This is a genomic window from Bradyrhizobium sp. 187, assembly GCF_023101005.1.
GTDB lineage: Bacteria > Pseudomonadota > Alphaproteobacteria > Rhizobiales > Xanthobacteraceae > Bradyrhizobium > Bradyrhizobium canariense_D.
Genome location: NZ_CP064694.1, coordinates 437,534 through 455,276, shown reverse-complemented (window position 1 = coordinate 455,276; position 17,743 = coordinate 437,534). Strand labels below are relative to the sequence as shown.

Here is a 17,743-nt window from a genome sequence, read left to right as displayed (position 1 = left end):
TCTGCCGCACTACCAGACGTCCCCAAATCTCACTACTGGAAGGAAGCACTTTCAGCGGCACAGGCAATTCCTTTGCGGGTTTGCTTGGCCATAACCATCGTTACGTTCTTCTTAACAGCGGCGGCCGCGCCCTGGCTGCTACAGACCCATGATCCGCTGGCGATTGACCTGACGTCCTCACTACAGGCCCCGTCGCCCAGCCACTGGCTGGGGACTGATCAGTCCGGTCGCGATTTATACTCCCGCATTGTTGAAGGGGCAGGGCAGTCCCTGACCATCGGTCTTGGCGCGACCGCGTTGAGCGTGTCAATTGCACTCGTTCTGGGGTTCGCCGCCGGTCTTTGCGGCGGAGCCATCGATAATGTTCTCAGCCGTTTGCTCGACGCACTTTTCGCGCTACCGGTGCTTTTCCTTGCGCTTCTGTTCGTGGCCGTTTTCGGCACGACTGTGCTGACGTTGGTCATCGCGGTCGGGATCGGAACGGCCCCGGGTTATGCCCGGATGATCAGGGGGCAGGTCCTGTCTGTTAAGGGCGCAGGATATGTGGAAGCAGCCAAGGCGCTTGGACACCCTTATTGGCGTATCGTGCGAAGACACATCCTCCCGAATGCCATGAACCCGTTGACCGCGATGATCACGCTTGGCGTCGGCCAGGCCATCATCTGGGCATCGGGCGTTGCGTTTCTGGGACTCGGTGTTCCCCCTCCAGCCCCTGAATGGGGGGCGCTCCTGAATGCTGGCCGCAACTACGTAATCTATGCGTGGTGGCTCGAGATCATGCCGGGTCTGGCAGTGGTGATCTTTGCTCTCAGCGTGACGGTGATCGGACGTTATCTGCAGAACCGCCTCGAAGGAAAGGGCTGACATGTTGCATGTTCTTCCTCCCCAGCCTCCTCAGCCAAGTCTTCTCAACGTAGATTCGCTGCGCGTGTCATTCGGACGCGACAATCCAAACGGCACGGCCGTGCGTGGCGTGTCGTTCTCGCTTCGACCGGGGCGTTGCCTCGCGATCGTCGGCGAATCCGGCTCGGGCAAGAGCGTAACCGCGCGCGCTCTCGTCGGGCTTGCGGGCCATGGGGCACATGTTCATGCGCACGAAATGAACTTCACAGGCACAGACCTGACTGACCTCAATGAACGTTCATGGCGGCTCATCCGGGGCAAGAAGATCGGCTTCGTGCTGCAGGACGCCCTTCTCTCGCTCGATCCACTCCGTCAGGTCGGCAGGGAAATCGGCGAGGGCCTCCTTCTCCATCGTGCTGTCCAATCCCGTGAGGAACTCAAACGCCGCGTGGTTGAGCTGCTCGAACTCGTTGGGGTTCCTGAGCCTGAGATCAAAGCCCGGCAGCTGCCGCATCAATTGTCCGGTGGCCAACGCCAGCGAGCCCTCATTGCGTCGGCGCTCGCACTCGATCCAGACCTCTTGATCGCCGATGAGCCAACCACCGCGCTCGACGTGACCGTGCAGGCACAGGTGCTGGCGCTGCTCGAGGAAACCAAGGTACGGGGCAAGGCTCTGATCCTGATCAGCCATGACCTGGCGGTGGTCTCGCGCATGGCGGATGATGTTCTGGTCATGCGCGAAGGCGAGGTCGTCGAGCGTGGACCAGCTGCGCAGATCTTCGGCGACCCGCAACACGATTACACCTCGCAGCTCCTGAACGCGGTACCCTCGGGACGTCCCCGCGGCTCCCGTTTGTCGTCCACGGCGATTGCACGGCTACCCAAGTCTCTGAGTCCGCTGCAACAACAACCCTCGCCCAAAACCACTGCAATCATCCTCAGTGCGACCAATCTTGTGAAGCGATTCAACGGCCCTGATGGCGTCCCGCGGACGGTGGTTGACGGTGTGTCCTTCGAGCTTCGGTCAGGCGAAACGCTGGGCCTTGTGGGGGAATCAGGATCAGGTAAATCCACCACAGCCCGCCTGGCGATGGCTCTGGATACTCCCGACGAGGGAGCCGTTCTGTTCCAGGGAGAGGCGTGGAGCGAAATCGCCGAACGCAAGCGTAGGGCACGACGCCGCTCGATCTCCGTGATCTATCAAGATCCGCTCAGCTCCTTTGATCCACGCTGGACCGTCGGCCGCATCATATCCGACAGCCTCCTTGATGTGGACACCGGGTCGGAGCGTCGCCTGCGCAGCATTGAGCTGCTCGAGTCGGTGGGCCTCTCGCCAGCATTCCTGGATCGCCGCCCGCTGGAGCTCTCGGGCGGCCAGCGCCAACGCGTCGCGATCGCGCGTGCGATCGCGCCAAAGCCAGCCGTGATCGTCTGCGATGAACCGGTTTCCGCTCTGGATGTCTCGATCCAGGCGCAGGTGCTCGATCTGCTCGGGGATCTCAAGGCGCAGCTCGGTATGAGCTATCTCTTCATTTCGCACGATCTCGGCGTGATTCGCCATCTCAGCGACCGGGTCATGGTCATGCGCCATGGACGCGTCGTCGAGAGTGGCGATACGGATGAGGTTTTCCTCAATCCACGGGCGGACTATACCAAGCGTCTGATTGCTGCGGTACCTCGCCTCGTCCGACCTGTCGCAAGCGATCGCTCGTCGAGCCTCGTCAGCGGAGAGGTCGCATGAATGCGCCAGTACTTTCGGTTAGGTTTAGCGTGGATCGAGGACCAATATACTGCCCGCCGAGACCGATGTCCCGCCAATCCCATCGGGGCTGCCGATACCTCTCGCCCGCAAACGGATCGGAGGATCCGTCTCAACCAATAGACGAGACCGCTCTTGATATGGTTGAGCCGGCTCATTGAAGGCGAGTATGCGCGCGGTCCAAGCCGCACAAGCTTCTCTAGAGTCTATGTTGCTTGCTGATTAGCGCCATGCACGACGATCTGTCCGGGAATCTCACGACTTCTCCACCTGTGACGGGATGGAGTAGGTGCAGATTGATTTGAGTGCTTTCTCCTGTCGCGATTACCGTGGAAGGCGGCGACCGCCTCAACTCGAATATTGCTGCGCCCATATCTCTTGGCTGCACTAACGCCCATCACATCGCCGCTTGGATCGCGCTCCAGAAGCCGTATATCGTATACGGCGACGGAGCACCGATCGCGATGCTCGCCCTGTACGCCTTAGTGCTGTTCGTCTCGAACTGGGGTATAAACGCAGCCATCACAGCGCTCGCCAGGCTGTTGTCGTCAACCGGGGCCCATTCCAAACTCCGCTTCTTCCAATTGATACTTTCCCAATCGCCCGACTTTTTGACTTACCCAACCTTACCCAATCCGAGCCTCAAAGGCCGCTTTCGTTGGATGCGCGAAGATTAGCCTCGGTAACGCCGCGGCCGCTTGAAGAGGAGGGGGCGCGTGGTTTGCGGGCCAAAGAGCCCATCGGAGGGAATCATGCCAAGGACGCTCGCCGCTTTGCGCGGCCATACGGCTAGTTATGCAAAAAACGCTCTCATCTGCTCCACGCTTTTGGCCGGAACGGCCATGGCGTTTTCCCAAGCTAAGGCGGACGACATCAACTGGCGCCGGTTCGAAGGCACGTCGATCGTCTGGGCCTACGACATTCATCCGTATGCCGACGCGGTCGCGGCCCAGTTGCCGGAATTCGAGAAGCTCACCGGCATCAAGGTGACGCCCGAACTGTATCCCGACGATGCCTATTGGAATAAGCTGACCATCCAGCTCAGTACAAAATCCCGCAGCTGGGACGTGGTGGGCACGGGCATTCAACCGGCGTGGGATCTCGCACCGGGCCAGTTGCTCGAGCCGCTCGATCAGTATCTGAACGACGCTAAGCTCACGGCCGCGGGCTACGACTACAAGGATTTCTTCCCTGCATTGCGGGATGCGCTGACCTGGAAAGTCAAGGAAGGCCAAATCGAGCCGGGAAGCGGGCAGGTGTGGGCGATCCCGCATGGCTTTGAGAACATCCAGCTGTTCTACCGTAAGGACATACTTGAAAAATACGGCATCGGCGTCCCAACGACTCCGCCAGAGATGTCCGCCGCCTGCGAAAAGCTGAAGGCTGCGGATCCCGCCATCACCCCTTTGGGCGTGCGCGGCGTGCGCTTTTGGAGCAGCATCCACACAGCTGCCATCTCGATTGCCAGGTCCTATGGCGTGCATGATTTCGTCGTCCAGGACGGCAAGTTGGAGACAGGGCTGGATTCGGCCGAGTCGATCGCCTTCCACAAAGACTATGTGGACATGATCAAGAAATGCGCGGCGCCGTCCTTTGCCAATGACAACTGGTACCAGGTCGTTGATGGCATCAATTCAGGGCGCACCGCGATGGCGATTGATTCTAATATGTTCGGGTTTTGGAACGACGTGGCTGGCAAGCCCGCGTCCGGCAAAATCGCGTTCGCACCCCCATTGCACGCACCGACCAGCAAGAACTTCGAGTCGAATATCTGGATCTGGTCGCTTGCGATGAACGCTGCGTCCCAGAAGAAAGGAGCCGCCTGGCTGTTCATCCAATGGGCGACATCGAAGCAAGTCGAGCTGAACGGCGCCATCGCCGGCAAGCTCGTCAACTCTCCGCGCGCCTCGACCTGGAGCGACAAGGCCTGGCTCGACTATGCGGCAAAGCCAGAGTTCAACAATTTCGTAGACACGTTTAAAACCGTGCAGGAACGGGCGCAACTCGCCTTCACAGCCCGCGTCGGCTTTGCCGAAGCAATGAACGCATGGGCCGTAGCCATGCAGAAAATGGTCAACGGAGCCGACGTGAAGGCGACGCTGGCCGCCCTTGCCTCGGAAATCCGTTCGTCAATGTGAAACAAATGGGGCGGCGAGCTCATCGCGGCCCCATGCATTTTAGAGATAGACTGAGATGGACCTTCGAGGATCCGACGGACTCGTGACGCTGCAGTCTTCAGCCAGCCCACTTGTTGCGTCAAACGATAAGGCGGCCGCGCGCGCCGAGGAAACGCATCTTGACTGGTGGAGCATCGCAGCCATAGCGCCAGCGATCACCATATTGCTCGGCTTTCTTTTTCTGTTCTTCTATGGCGTCTTTCAGTCGCTGACGGATCTCAAGTTCGGTCGGCCGCTGGTCCACTTCGTCGGCCTCAACAACTATGCAGCGCTGATCAAGTCGAATGATTTCTGGAACAGCATTCGGGCCACTCTTGTCTACGCCGGATCGGCGGTGGTTGCGGAGGCTGCCTTCGGTCTTGCACTTGCAAAATTGTTCGCGACCGAAGTCATCGTTGCACGGCTGATGCGGCCGGTCATCCTCTTGCCCCTCGTGCTGCCTCCGATGAGCGTAGCGCTCATGTGGACGACGATGATGGACCCGCAAAGCGGGATCCTTAACTATCTGCTCTCGCTTGCAGGAATCGCCCGTTTTGCATGGATTTCAGATCCCAACACCGCAATGTGCTCGCTCGTCCTGATTGACGTCTGGACCTACACGCCATTTTTTGCGCTGATCATTTTCGCAGGCCTTCAGGGTATCAATGAAGAAGTGAGGGAGGCCGCGCGTGTCAATGGCGCAAAGGGGTGGGCAACCTTTGTGCATATCGAGTTGCCGCTGATCGCTCCCTACATTCTGATCGCCGCTGTGTTTCGGCTGATCGAATCGCTCAATCAGTTCGACATCATTTTTGGCACTACGCAAGGCGGGCCTGGAGATAGCACCTCCGTTCTTTCCGTGCGCGCCTACATTATCGCATTCCAGAATCTCGCCTTCGGGCGTGGTGCAGCCCTCATGGTCGTCAACTGGATGATCGTGCTGGTGGGAACGTTCGCCAAGGTCAAGCTGTGGCCCTTGCGCAGCTTTGGAATCCGCAGCTCGACGGTGCCGGCACGGGTCTCCCAGATCCGGTCGCGGTAACCGTTGCGCTGGGCTAGGCGCTCCGGGTCCTTCTCGCCATAGGCTGCCCCGGTCTGGCCTTCGACTTCCACTCCATCAGGCGCTGGGCGGCAAAGCCGATCATCTCGCGCAATAGATCGGCATCAGGGGTCTTCTCTACGAGCGTGCGCAGGTTCATCATGTCGTCGGTCATCGGTGGTTCCTCTGGTTGCGTTGGCGTGTCGCAACCCGATCCTACCGGAGAATCGCCGGTGACCACCGCAAAGCCGCCCGCCCGCTACGGCGCTATTTGGGGGCGCGCGTCCGGGCGGCTTTGCTCTACCGAGCTACACCTGCGGATTCCGATCGATGTCGCCCAGGATTCCGAGATGATCTCGCCCACCATTCCGATTTGAAGTCGCCCACCCGTTCCGAAATGATGTCGCCCACCATTCCGGGATGATGTCGCCCGGGTGACGAGGCCTCTTCTGGCTCCCATAGGGTCAACTCTTTCGGCTTTGCGAAGGGGACCCTGGATGCCGACAGAGAGGCTTGCGATGCGCCGTGTGCGCGATGTGATCAGAATGAAGGCGGCCGGGCTGCCGAGCCGCGAGATTGCGGGACGAGTGGGCGCGGCGCCCTCGACGGTGCGCCTGGCGCTCCGGCGGTTCGAGGCCGCGGGCTTGAGCTAGCCGTTGCCAGACGACGTCACCGACACGGTTCTGGAACTTCGCCTGTTCGCGAAGACCGGCAATGGCAACCGTCAGGGTCACCGCCGCATCGCCGAGCCCGACTGGGCGACCGTGCACCGCGAGCTCAAACGCAAGCACGTGACGCTGTCGATCCTGTGGGAGGAATATATCGCCACCGAGCCCGGCGGATACCGGTACTCGCGCTTCTGTGAGCTCTACCGCGCCTGGGAGGGCCGCCTGTCGGTGACGATGCGCCAGGCCCATGCGGCCGGCGACAAGTTGTTCGTCGACTATGCCGGCGATGGCGTGCCGGTGGTGGTCGACCGCCTGACCGGTGAGCGCAGAACGGCGCAGATCTTCGTCGCCGTGCTCGGCGCATCGAGCTTCACCTACGCGCAGGCGACGTGGACGCAGGGGCTCGCCGACTGGATCAGCGCCCATGTTGGCGCCTTCGCGGCGATCGGCGGCATACCGGCGCTGGTGGTGCCCGACAACACCAAGGTCGCGGTCATTAAGGCGAGCCTGTACGACCCGCAGATCAATCGTACCTACGCGGAGATGGCGGCGCATTACGGCACCGCCATCTTGCCGGCGCGGCCGCGCAAGCCGCGCGACAAGGCCAAGGTCGAGCAGGCCGTCCTCATCGTCGAGCGCTGGCTGCTCGGCCGCCTGCGCCATCGCACCTTCTACAGCCTGGCCGAGGTCAATGCGGCGATCGGCGAACTGCTCACGAGGCTGAATGAGGAACGGCCGATCCGGCGGCTCGGCGTGACACGCCGCCGGTTGCTCGAGGAGGTCGACCGGCCGGCGCTCAAGCCATTGCCGGCGTCCCCCTATGTCCTCGCCGAGTGGCGGATCCGCCGCGTCAGTCTCGATTACCACGTCGAGGTGGAGAAGCATTACTACAGCGTTCCGCATCGCTTCGCCCGCGCCGAGGTCGAGGTGCGGTTCACGGCCCGTACCGTCGAGATCTTCCACAAGGGCGAGCGGATCGCCGCGCATCAGCGCATGAGCGGCAATCACAAACACACCACCGTGCCGGAGCACATGGCCTCCAGCCATCGGCGCTACGCCGGCTGGACCATCGCGCGTATCCGCCAGGACGCCGCCGCGATCGGGCCGGCGACCAGCGCGTTGTGCGACCTCATTCTCGACGAGCGCTCGCACCCCGAGCAAGGCTTCCGCGCCTGCCTCGGCATCCTCAGGCTCGCCGCCTCCTATGGGCGCGAACGGCTGGACGCCGCGGCTGCGCGGGCAATCGACATCGGCGCGCGCACCTATGGCTCGGTCAAGTCGATCCTCGCCAACAATCTCGATCGGCGTTCTGCTCACCAGCGTTCCGCGGACGATGCGCCGATCCTGCATGCCAACATCCGCGGACCGCGCTACTACAATTAGGAGATCATCCCTTGCTCACCCATCCGACCCTCGACCGCCTCAACGCCCTCGGCCTCCATGGCATGGCCAAGGCCTTCGCCGACATCGAAGCCACCGGTGAGGCCGCAAGCCTCGGTCACACCGAATGGCTTGCGCTGCTGCTCGAACGTGAAGCCTCGCTGCGGCACGACAAACGGCTCGCCACTCGCCTGCGCTACGCCAAGCTGCGCCAGCAGGCGTGCGTCGAGGACATCGACTACCGCACCCCGCGCGGTCTCGACCGCCCGCTGTTCGCTAAGCTTGTCGAGGGCCGTTGGATCGACGACCACGTCAATCTCCTGATCTGCGGCCCGGCCGGCGTCGGCAAGAGTTGGCTCGCCTCGGCGCTCGGCCACAAGGCCTGTCGCGACAATCGCTCTGTGCTCTATCAGCGCGTCCCGCGACTGTTCGACGATCTGGCGCTCGCCCGCGGCGACGGCCGCCATCCACGCCTGTTGCGCGGCCTTGGCCGTGTCGATCTGCTGATCCTCGATGATTGGGGACTCGAGCCGCTCGACGCCGGTGCACGTCACGACCTCCTGGAAATCCTCGAAGATCGCTACGGTCATCGCTCCACCATCGTCACCAGCCAGCTCCCCGTGGACCAGTGGCATCTGCTCATTGGAGATCCCACCTATGCCGACGCCGTGCTCGATCGTCTCGTCCACAATGCCCATCGGCTCGACCTCACCGGTGAGAGCCTGCGGCGAACCCGGCAATCCGCCCGAAAGACCTGAGCCCGTGGCGCTGTGGACATGCCGCTGTGCTTGGACAACGCAATCGCGTTGCCCACATGCCCACAGCAACTGCAGAAGAAGAAGAAAAACAGGTTGAAGTCGCGATTCCAGATTGACCACGCGGCTTGACCGATGCCAGAGAACCAGCCGGCCAGAACGCCTCGCCGCTGGGCGAGATCAAATCGGAAAGGTGGGCGACATCGTCTCGGAATCCACGGGCGACTTCATATCGGTACGCCTGGGCGACTTCGTCGGAATCCGCATACACCACCACCGGGGAGTACGTCATGACAAGCTGATGAGTGCTTGTGGGTGCAAGCCCCATCCGGCCAAAGCCGAAGCAGGCAGGTCGGGACCGAGTCTTGCGGGCGTCGCGGCAACGCGGGGTTCGAAGTGTAGACAGGAGCCATGCGGGGTGCGGGAATGAGCCTCCAAAGGTGGAAGTTCGCGGAGGCCGAGTGTGTTCCCTAAACACGAAGGCAGCATGATTACCGCCTTATGCGAGACGATGCCGCTCCGTCGGGCTTGATGGCCGGATCACGCATGGAAGGTAATCATCGGAACATGAGAGGCCCGACCGGGTCCGTCGGATTGGTCTCCAACGGGGGGCAGCGGCAAGGCACTGCCAGAGCCGCGGTTCGAGCTGAGGTCGGGAGTCGGACTGGTCCATAGTACCTGTGAAGTCGTCGAAGGAAACGAGACGCATGGAGGGAAGGGCCAGCCCGAGGGGAGCCCGCGCGAGAAGGCCAGGGTCCGGACACAGAGCCGGGTTGCCTTGCCGCCGAACCTCGAACGGGTGAACGCGGCGGCCAAGCAGGCTGCCCAAACCCGGTTCACAGCCTTGCTGCACCACGTCGACGAGGACGCCCTGCTTCGGGCGTTTCGACGACAGAAGCGGCAGGCCAGCGCGGGGGTCGATGGGGTAACGGTGGCGAAGTACGAACAGAGGCTCACGGATAACCTCCGCGAGCTCTGCGGGCGGGTCCACACGGGTCGTTATCGGCCACAGCCGGTACGGCGAGTCTACATCCCCAAAGCCGATGGCGGTAAGCGGCCTCTCGGTGTGCCGGCGTTAGAGGACAAGATTGTCCAAAGCGCGGTAGCCGAGGTGCTGAGCGCCGTCTACGAGGTCGACTTCCTCGGGTTCTCCTACGGCTTCCGGCCGGGGCGGAATCCTCATATGGCGCTTGACGCCTTGCACACGGCGATCATGAGCCAGCGCGTCAACTGGGTGCTCGATGCCGACATACGCAACTTCTTCGACGCGGTCGACCACGAGTGGCTGCTGCGGATGGTGGCGCACAGGATTGCCGATCCTCGCATCTTGCGGCTCATAGAGCTGTGGCTGCGGGCCGGCGTTCTTGAGAGCGGCGAGAAGGACAGGGATACCCCGCAAGGGGCGGGCGTCAGTCCGCTCCTCGCCAACATCTTTCTGCACTACATCCTCGACCTCTGGATCCATCAATGGGGTCGTCGCCGCGCACGCGGTCGCGTTGTGGCCGTGCGCTATGCGGACGACTTCGTCAGGGGCTTCGAGAGCAGGGCGGATGCGCAGGAGATGCTCTTGGCCCTCAAGGCGCGGCTGGCGAGCTTTGGCCTGATGCTCCATGAGGACAAGACGCGGCTGATCGAGTTTGGCCGGTTCGCGGCCCTCTCGCGCCAGCGGCGCGGCGAGCGGCGACCCGAGACCTTCGCCTTCCTCGGCTTCACCCACTACTGCGGGTGGACCCGAGATGGCCGGTTCATCGTGAAGCATAAGACGGAAGGGAAACGCCTGACGCGTAAGCTGACGGCGTTGCGCCACGAGGCTTGGCGGCTCATGCACGCGCCAATGGCCAAGCAGCGCGAGTGGTTCGCCGCTGTGCTGCGTGGACACTACGGCTCTACGGCAGGCCGCACAATTATCCAGCGCTCAACGGCTTGTCGCGAAGTGCGTCGGACTTGGATGCGCTGTCTGAGACGGCGCAGCCAGAAAAGCCGGCGCATGGGGTGGTCGGAATTCGAGACCTTGACGGCGCGCTTCTGTCTGCCCGTTCCACGCATCACTCGCACTTGGGCACAGGCGCGGATATGACGCGGGCTACCCTCGGGAAGAGCCGGGTGCGGGAAAGCCGCCTGCCCAGATCTGTGAGGGCAAAGCCAAATGCCGAGCTACTTGACCACCACCAGCGGCGATTTGTGGCTCAATAGTACGACATCTGGAGAACGTGCCCACGTGCGCAGTGCAGTTGAATGCAGCCATTACTCGAGCGTCATGCAGGAATATCCATGTGCTGTGCAAGCCATAAGGAATAAGCGAGACGAGCGTTGCAAGCCATTGTCCGGTTTGTGACAGAGACGCGCTTCCTGTCAGATACAAAACGTCGGCGGTTCTGCCGAGCGCCGTTTCTCGACAAGTATTCAACGCCAATACAGGATAGATGAGGGTGGCACAGACGTTGCTATTGAACTGCATCGTGAAGGCCAACTACTTGTATCAATGCTGCAGGAAACAACGGGGCGCTCAAGTTGCAGCTTCTTTCGCTCAGCTATGGACACACTGATCACGTACTCAAACGGCGAGGCCCTGGGGAGATCAACTCCGTCTTCTATAACTTGCTTGGACTTGTCGTGCTTCGGTTTGTGATGGCACAATTCCAGAAGGGCCTTCAGCTGATTAACATCCCCGATGTGTGATGATGCTTTTGTCGTAAGAAATCAAAAAGGGCCTGCGGATGCAAACCTTGGTTACCCGAAACACAGCAGGCAATCCAAAAACGCCCGGCAAACGAGGCTGAGAAAGCGCGCTCGTGACCAAAAATGGAAAAACGCCCACAATGACAGAAGCTATGGACGCACCCAGCCATTTCAGCGTGCATGAGGAGTTGGGAATCCCTGCAAGGACGATAAGCCAATTCTCGGCAGATGGTGATTTTGTCCGCTTCTGGAGCCGAAACAGTGATCGGGCGTCCGCGTTGGTTGCGGTGGGTAAGCGAACCGACGAAGCGATCAAGAAGACCGGCATCGGCCTGCGGCTATCTTCAGAGAACTTCAACGGTCACGATCTATCCGGATTTCCGTTGCGGCGATGCATCCTCAATCGTGCGCAACTTCACGGAGCGAAGCTGGATGGAGCCGATCTGTCCGAGGCCAATCTTATTTGCCCCGGCTTAGAGCGAGCAAGTTTCCGCGGAGCCAAACTCGATTTTGCGTATATGCATGCTATCGCCGCGCAGGTCTGCAATTTCGATGATGCAAGTTTGCGCAATCTCATCGATGCAACCGGTAGCCTATTCCACGGGTGCAGCATGAAAAGGGCGCGTTTCGACAACGCAGTCCTAAGTGGCGTTCTCTTTTATCAATGTGACGCGACACAGGCTGTCTTTGATGGTGCCGAACTGCAAGGATCGACCATCAACGAATGCTATTTGCCTTGCTCATCCTTCCACTTTGCCAAGTTGAGCCAAGTTACGATGACGAAGGCGCATCTGTCCGGCAGCTCACTCTTGCAGTCAAGGGGGGAGTGTCTATCAATTGTACGCCCCACGTCGATGGATGATCTTGTGCTAGAAAACGCTCATCTTCCTTATTTCAGGCTTTCAAAGGCGAGCGGTCGCATCTTGGCCAAAGCGCTGAGCGCTCCATTTTCAGATTTCAGCCTCTCAAATCTTGCGAAGGCGGAGCTCGAGGAGGCAGACCTATCGGAGGCGCGACTTCTGTCCGTAAACCTCGCCAACGCCAACCTCGTGGGCGCGGTGTTGAACGGCGTATCCATTTGCTCTTGCCAGCTCGATGGAGCTGATCTATCTCGCGCATCAGGGGAAGCCATTTCGATCACCGAGAGCACGATGCGATCCGCCCAATTGCGCGGCTTTCGTGCGCGCTGTGCGTTTATACGCGATTGCAACATCGATGATTCAGATTTTACAAACGCGTACCTATATCGCGCGATGATTACCGGTGATCCTCCGCAGTCCATGGCTTTGAATCGCGCCAATTTTGAGGGAGCCAACCTTGTTCAATCATATATTGCCGCAGGAATGACTGGCAGCAACCTGGCAGCCGCCCGTACCGCATACGTCCGAATGAATCAATCGTCGCTCTGCAAGGCTAACTTGAGTGGAATTACGCCTTTCCAGGCAAGCTTTGTAAAAACCGACTTTTCGGACGCAATAATAACGACGTTTGAACCGCCGTTTTTTGCAGACAGATGTTCTGGGCTCCAGGCCGCTTTGAAGGGCGTGGAAGATCAGAGATGCGAACCTTCAGAGTATCTGGCTGATTTCTCATCGCTAATGAGGCGCGGTCGAGAAGGATCGAGCTGATTGGGCGGAAGACGCATGACGATCTGGAGCAGCTGTGATCATAGAAGGGAAGATGGAGTAGCGCGACGCTTCACCGCGGTCGAGAAACTGGGGCGCTCTTCTCATTCGCGCGATTGATGTGCAGGTAGCTCTCACCACGCGTCATGTCTGATCCAGCAGCAGGGCTGCTGGGCAATCAACAAGACGGAGCAGGTTATATGCATCTGGCGTCTCTTGTAGCTGGCAAAACCTTCATTACGGACGTAGCAAGAAGAGGTCAAACTATCGGTACGGTACACACTTTAGGCGCGTTGCATCCCGGGCACGCGGAGCTAATCAGAAGGGCTGCACTCGAGAACGATGTGGCCATTGTCACAGTCTATCCGAACAAGATTCAGCTTAGCCCAGGTCCTAACTACGAATTCAACTTGGATGATGACATCGCGCTTGCGCTAGGAGCGGGCGCTTCTGCCGTGATTTCAACGACCGACGCGGAGATGTTCCCGCCGGGATACCTAACCTTTGTGTCTCAAGGGAATTATCCGCTGCGTGCAAACGGGCCTCATGGGCTCCTAAAGGAAGGTGTCACCGGGTGCATCCGCTGGATCTGTTTCGCGAGACCGTCTCGCAGCTATTTCGGTTTAAAGGATATTGGACAGGCCCTACTAGTAAAGCGAGCGGTCGCAGACCTGCTTCTTGATTGCGAGATACGATTTGTGCCGACAGTACGATACAAGAACGGAGTGCCGATTTCGTCGCGTTTGCGACACTTCAATCGTTCCGAGCTGGACGAGCTTTCGTCCCTCTTCATGGCGCTGAACCACTTGAGAAAAGAGGCCGCGCGTGGAGTGTCTTGCGCCCAAGATCTGATAGAGTCCGCAAAATCGCTGATCGAATTCCGACGGTTTGAATTGGAATCCATTCGAATTGTTAGCGCGGACACCTTTGAAGATCAGAAGCAGATCGAGCTTCCCTTTATAATTGGTGGAGTCGCCGTTGGTCACGGCCTCAGAGTGTCTGATAATATCTATGTGCCGGATCAAGATACACTTTTGGATGGTCCTGCAGATATATGGATTGATTTGCCGAAGGTGGGAGGCTGAGATCTATGCACAATCGCGAGCTTGAAGAGAAGCGCGGCGATCGCGTTCGCCTCTCAATGGAAAGACGCTTTCGGGGGAGGCCTTCCAACCTAGTCGTTTGGAATGCGGCTTCAACACCTTCCGAAGTCGATCCTTGTGGCGTCGGAGCCGCTTCAAGAAAATGAAGTTTGAGATATCACACCCGCAGGAACTCGCCCAGTAGCATTTGTGCCTGATCCTGCGCGCCTAACCGCAACCCCGATGCAGTCCGATGCTTGAGCGTCTCTGGGGTAGTCAGTAGGATGATGCGACGTGAAGACAAAGTAGATGGGAGCGCTCGGAACAACGCTGGTCCAGAATATCTGGTCGTCCGTGAAGAACTCTGGCTTCAAGTGGGAGCAGTCTGAAACGCGGCGGTGAGAGCGGTGAGGATTTGGCGCAGCAACAGGCTGAGCCAGCGGATGACGCGGCGGAAGTTGTAGCCGGCGGCGGCGAGGACGGCGTTGGCAGCGTCCCCTGGCGGAGCCAGAGATAATTGCGGCCCATGCGGTGCTCGGCCTTGAGATGGCCGATGGCGGGTTCGACGGCGGCCCTGCGGCGCAGTTCACGCTTGATCTTGGGCGTCACCCCTCGCTTCTGGCCGGAGATGAAGACCCTGAACTTGTGATCGGGCGGCGCATTGTGGCCGCGGTATCCCTTGTTGTCGAAGGATGCGTTCGATGGTGCTGCCGACCAGCGGCTCCACGTCCGGGATCACGGTGGCCAGGGTGTGGTGGGCCTTGCCCTTGCCCATGCATTTCGACCGCCGGCGCGTACAGGGAATAAACCTTCGGCCCGCGTTGACGCTGTTGCTGCTCGCGCACGCGCCGCGCCAGCGGCAGCAGCTTTGCAAACGCGGCTTCGAGCCCGCTGTTGCCATCGATCTTGCGGCCGATGTCGCGGATCACGCGGCCGAGATAGGTCCGCAGTGTCTTGAGCGCCCGGTTGGCGCGCTTGAACTGCTTGGCGTAGGCATACCGCTGATGCTGGATCAGGGCGAACTTGCCCACCGGCGCATAGGATTGACGCAAGCTCACCCCATGGCGCTGCGCCAGCCGCACCGGCTTCTCGCGCGTCCGGTTCAGAAGCTTCGCATCGGTGGGGAGCGTCACGTTCTTGGGCTGAACCGTGGTGTCGACGATCACCCGAGACAAGTCAGACGGCTTGATCGCCTTGGTGCTGGCGGCAACCGACAGGCTCTCCTGAATCAGCGCAGCCAGTCGCTCCTCGCCCATAATAGGGCTTCTCGACCCAACGCTCGCACAGCACCTCGTCGGACAGGTCGTAGGTGTGTTTGAGGATCGCCAGCCCCTGCCAGAACCGCGTCGGCAGCGACGGCCGCCCCCGGCTCGTCGCCCTCAGTCGAACGAGCTACAGATAGCTCGGTCGCGCCTCTCGAAATGCCGGATTTTACGCGAAACGCGCAGAAGTGACGCACGCATGCAGCGGCCTGCGTCGCTTGATCACTCGCATCAAGCCACGAGTCCTCATGCTCGAGATCCGCACGATGAAAAAAGACCGAGGCGATGATGGGTCGTTCTCTTGCTCGCGCTGCGGCGGTCGCGGGTTGTGAGCGGCGATATGACACATTCCACGCGATGAAAGCGGCGATCTACGCACAATTTAGCTCAAACCTGCAAACTCACCGGTCCCTTTGAAGACAAGGTCTCACTCGGTCGCGCCATTTGCGAAACGCGAATTGGTCGTGGTCCCCATTCTACGTCACCGTGCTATTCCGGCGCAAGCACAATGAATTAGGCTCGGCTGGCAACTACTCGTCGCGACAAAGCCGGAAAGTTCGAAGTCGCCGTCGCTGAGGCCTTAGACGGCATTTCCCGTGATCAGGATGACGTGCCGGCATTCACAAGCGGCTCAGCGAGATCCGTAGCGCGCGGGATGATTTGGCGGGCGACATCCACATCGGCGTGACCGCGCCACCTCGGCGCGCTCAATCTCAAAGCCATGCGGCGACGGCGACACCAGCTCATCAATCGGAGCACTGTAGATCACCGTGCCCTGGCTGACCTTGATCGGCCAGCTAACCGGCGGATGGGGCTCGACCGGCAAGGGAGGCGGCGAGGCTCCAGCCGCGGCGTATGGTTGGTAGGCGCTCCACGAAACCCCGGATCCCGGCAGACCGATCGTCGTTCGCGTGCCACGCGGGCCGATGGTGTAGTGCGGGCCGCGCGCGCCCAGCGTGACACTGGCACCGCTCCCGCTCAGATTCAGGCGGACGCCGGGGACGATCTTGAAGCTGCGGCGAAATCTAAAGCTCATCGGCAACACCGAACGGCAAACGTTGAAAGTAGTATCTCGTCATGTTATCGCGCACAGATCGAAAACTACAAGAGTGAGCGGTGAGGAGCTGGCCTAAGCCTATAGTTGATAAGAGGTCCATGGGAGTTCTGACTCGCGCTAATCCTGATATCTAGCGTACCGTCGCGTCGCTCGATCCATTGTCCCGCGCTTCAGGTTTTCAGATTTGCTTTGGGGTGGGGTAAATGCCCGCAACTGCTTATTCAGTCAGATTCGCCCGCGAACTCGATGTCGACCAGCTCGCGATATTGATGACGGGCGAAAATCCGACGTCGGGACGAGATGGAGCTGAGCTTCTCAGCGCGTCTGGCGAATTGATCCGCGCCGATATCCGATGCTCATCGTGCGGCAAGTTCGGTGCTCGCGTGGTTCGCACCGCGAAGTCGCGCGCATCAAAGGCCGTTCTCGGGCAAGCGCATTTCAGGTTCGTCGATCCCAATGGCGGCGACGCCCACCACCCACTTTGCGAGTTCCACGGCGATGACGAGAATCGATCCGCGCAGGCAAGCCTCCTCGATTTCGGTTCGGAGAAAAGCACAGAAACCAGAGCCGTGAGGCTCCTCGTGTGCAAAGGTATCGAGCAAAAATTATTCGACCAGCGGCGTATTCAGGAATTGCGCCAATGGTTTTTCGACCTCAAGTCTGCCAGCCGCTTCACACTAACGACGTCGCCGGAGGCGATTTCCTGGACGCGAGCGCTCCATCGTCATCCTAGCTACCAGCGTTGGACATTCCACCCAGCTCAAGCGGAAATGCCCGCATTCAACTGGAAAGCCGCCGCCAAGTATCAATTCACCGAAGACCATCAGCATCTGTTCGATCTGATAAAGGGTATCCCAATCGACGACGGGATTTGTCGACAAGCGGGAGAGCTCCTTCGGAAGCACTATGAGCGCCAGGTGTTCGATCCTACCGTACTCCAGCGCTACTACGATGCGGCGGTCTCGCTTGCCGCCTTCGTCGCTGCGAATGGCGGGATCGATTTTGGTAAGGTCCGCCCGGAGTACTGTAGGATGAAGGGACCTCCGGTCGCGTTGCTCGCCCTGTGCGCATTGGTGCTGTTCGTCTCGGATTGGGATATGAATGCTGCCATCGCAGCCTTCTCCAGGCTGTTGTTGGCCCCGGCGCCGACTGATCTCACGGTCGGTAACGTTATTGGCCTAAACCCATTTCACGAGTACGCGGCGTGGCGGATCCTTATCCTTTCTGCACAAGTGGCTGCCAAAAGCCTCGACGGACTGGACTACGATCGCCAGCTTGCCGCAACAGAGGCCGCGCTTCGTGAGAGGCATCGTCGGTGGAAGGAGCAGCAATCCTAGCACGCGCCAAGCTACATCCGAGCACGCTCCATACCGCATAGGATGATTGTGTGCTATAGCGCGTGCGGGAGGATAAGATCGAGTTATCCAACGAATGATGG

12 protein-coding genes and 3 pseudogenes are annotated in these 17,743 nt (G+C 60.0%); 12 read left to right on the top strand and 3 right to left on the bottom strand.

What is annotated here, in order from left to right; translation table 11 throughout:
* Positions 1–84: 84 nt before the first annotated feature.
* The 5 genes from IVB19_RS39320 to IVB19_RS39300 all read left to right on the top strand — a co-directional run bounded on the left by IVB19_RS39320 (position 85) and on the right by IVB19_RS39300 (position 5,800).
* Positions 85–864 (top strand): ABC transporter permease, encoded by a 780-nt coding sequence (locus IVB19_RS39320; protein ID WP_247774396.1) that lies wholly within the window; start codon positions 85–87, stop codon positions 862–864.
* Position 865: 1 nt separating this feature from the next.
* On the top strand, positions 866–2,584 hold the full coding sequence (locus IVB19_RS39315) for a dipeptide ABC transporter ATP-binding protein (RefSeq protein WP_247821926.1): 1,719 nt from the start codon (positions 866–868) through the stop codon (positions 2,582–2,584).
* A gap of 323 nt (positions 2,585–2,907) precedes the next feature.
* Positions 2,908–3,279 (top strand): hypothetical protein, encoded by a 372-nt coding sequence (locus IVB19_RS39310; RefSeq protein ID WP_247821925.1) that lies wholly within the window; start codon positions 2,908–2,910, stop codon positions 3,277–3,279.
* Positions 3,280–3,354: 75 nt separating this feature from the next.
* Positions 3,355–4,740: an ABC transporter substrate-binding protein gene (locus tag IVB19_RS39305; RefSeq protein ID WP_247821923.1), complete on the top strand. Its 1,386-nt coding sequence runs from the start codon at positions 3,355–3,357 to the stop codon at positions 4,738–4,740.
* A gap of 82 nt (positions 4,741–4,822) precedes the next feature.
* A complete protein-coding gene (locus tag IVB19_RS39300; RefSeq protein WP_247821921.1) occupies positions 4,823–5,800 on the top strand; it encodes a carbohydrate ABC transporter permease in 978 nt (325 codons plus the stop codon).
* On the opposite strand, the pseudogene IVB19_RS39295 reads toward IVB19_RS39300, so the two are convergent.
* Positions 5,731–5,972: pseudogene (locus tag IVB19_RS39295) on the bottom strand (transposase); the annotation flags it as partial. The gene IVB19_RS39300 and the pseudogene IVB19_RS39295 sit on opposite strands and share 70 nt — an antisense overlap.
* A 58-nt stretch (positions 5,973–6,030) precedes the next feature.
* Between IVB19_RS39295 and IVB19_RS39290 the strand changes: the two are divergent.
* The 6 genes and pseudogenes from IVB19_RS39290 to IVB19_RS39265 all read left to right on the top strand — a co-directional run bounded on the left by IVB19_RS39290 (position 6,031) and on the right by IVB19_RS39265 (position 13,989).
* Complete coding sequence (locus IVB19_RS39290; protein WP_247821920.1) at positions 6,031–6,174, top strand: hypothetical protein; 144 nt, start codon at positions 6,031–6,033, stop codon at positions 6,172–6,174.
* 141 nt (positions 6,175–6,315) lie between these two features.
* Positions 6,316–7,848 (top strand): annotated as a pseudogene (gene istA / locus IVB19_RS39285) (IS21 family transposase).
* An 11-nt stretch (positions 7,849–7,859) separates the two neighbouring features.
* Positions 7,860–8,603 carry an IS21-like element helper ATPase IstB gene (gene istB, locus IVB19_RS39280; RefSeq protein ID WP_007605871.1) on the top strand — a complete coding sequence of 248 codons (744 nt, stop codon included), beginning with the start codon at positions 7,860–7,862 and terminating at the stop codon, positions 8,601–8,603.
* Positions 8,604–9,378: 775 nt separating this feature from the next.
* Positions 9,379–10,677: a group II intron reverse transcriptase/maturase gene (gene ltrA, locus IVB19_RS39275; protein WP_247821919.1), complete on the top strand. Its 1,299-nt coding sequence runs from the start codon at positions 9,379–9,381 to the stop codon at positions 10,675–10,677.
* A 742-nt stretch (positions 10,678–11,419) separates the two neighbouring features.
* Positions 11,420–12,907 carry a pentapeptide repeat-containing protein gene (locus IVB19_RS39270; RefSeq protein WP_247821918.1) on the top strand — a complete coding sequence of 496 codons (1,488 nt, stop codon included), beginning with the start codon at positions 11,420–11,422 and terminating at the stop codon, positions 12,905–12,907.
* 143 nt (positions 12,908–13,050) lie between these two features.
* On the top strand, positions 13,051–13,989 hold the full coding sequence (locus tag IVB19_RS39265) for a pantoate--beta-alanine ligase (RefSeq protein WP_247821916.1): 939 nt from the start codon (positions 13,051–13,053) through the stop codon (positions 13,987–13,989).
* Between the two features lie 367 nt (positions 13,990–14,356).
* Here IVB19_RS39265 and IVB19_RS39260 read toward each other — a convergent pair.
* A pseudogene (locus tag IVB19_RS39260) lies at positions 14,357–15,351 on the bottom strand (transposase family protein); the annotation flags it as partial.
* A gap of 528 nt (positions 15,352–15,879) precedes the next feature.
* Positions 15,880–16,284 (bottom strand): DUF4236 domain-containing protein, encoded by a 405-nt coding sequence (locus tag IVB19_RS39255; protein WP_247821915.1) that lies wholly within the window; start codon positions 16,282–16,284, stop codon positions 15,880–15,882.
* Positions 16,285–16,508: 224 nt separating this feature from the next.
* Between IVB19_RS39255 and IVB19_RS39250 the strand changes: the two genes are divergently transcribed.
* The gene (locus IVB19_RS39250) at positions 16,509–17,642 is read left to right on the top strand and encodes a hypothetical protein (RefSeq protein ID WP_247821914.1); all 1,134 of its coding nucleotides are present in this window, start codon (positions 16,509–16,511) and stop codon (positions 17,640–17,642) included.
* The last annotated feature ends 101 nt before the right edge of the window (positions 17,643–17,743 follow it).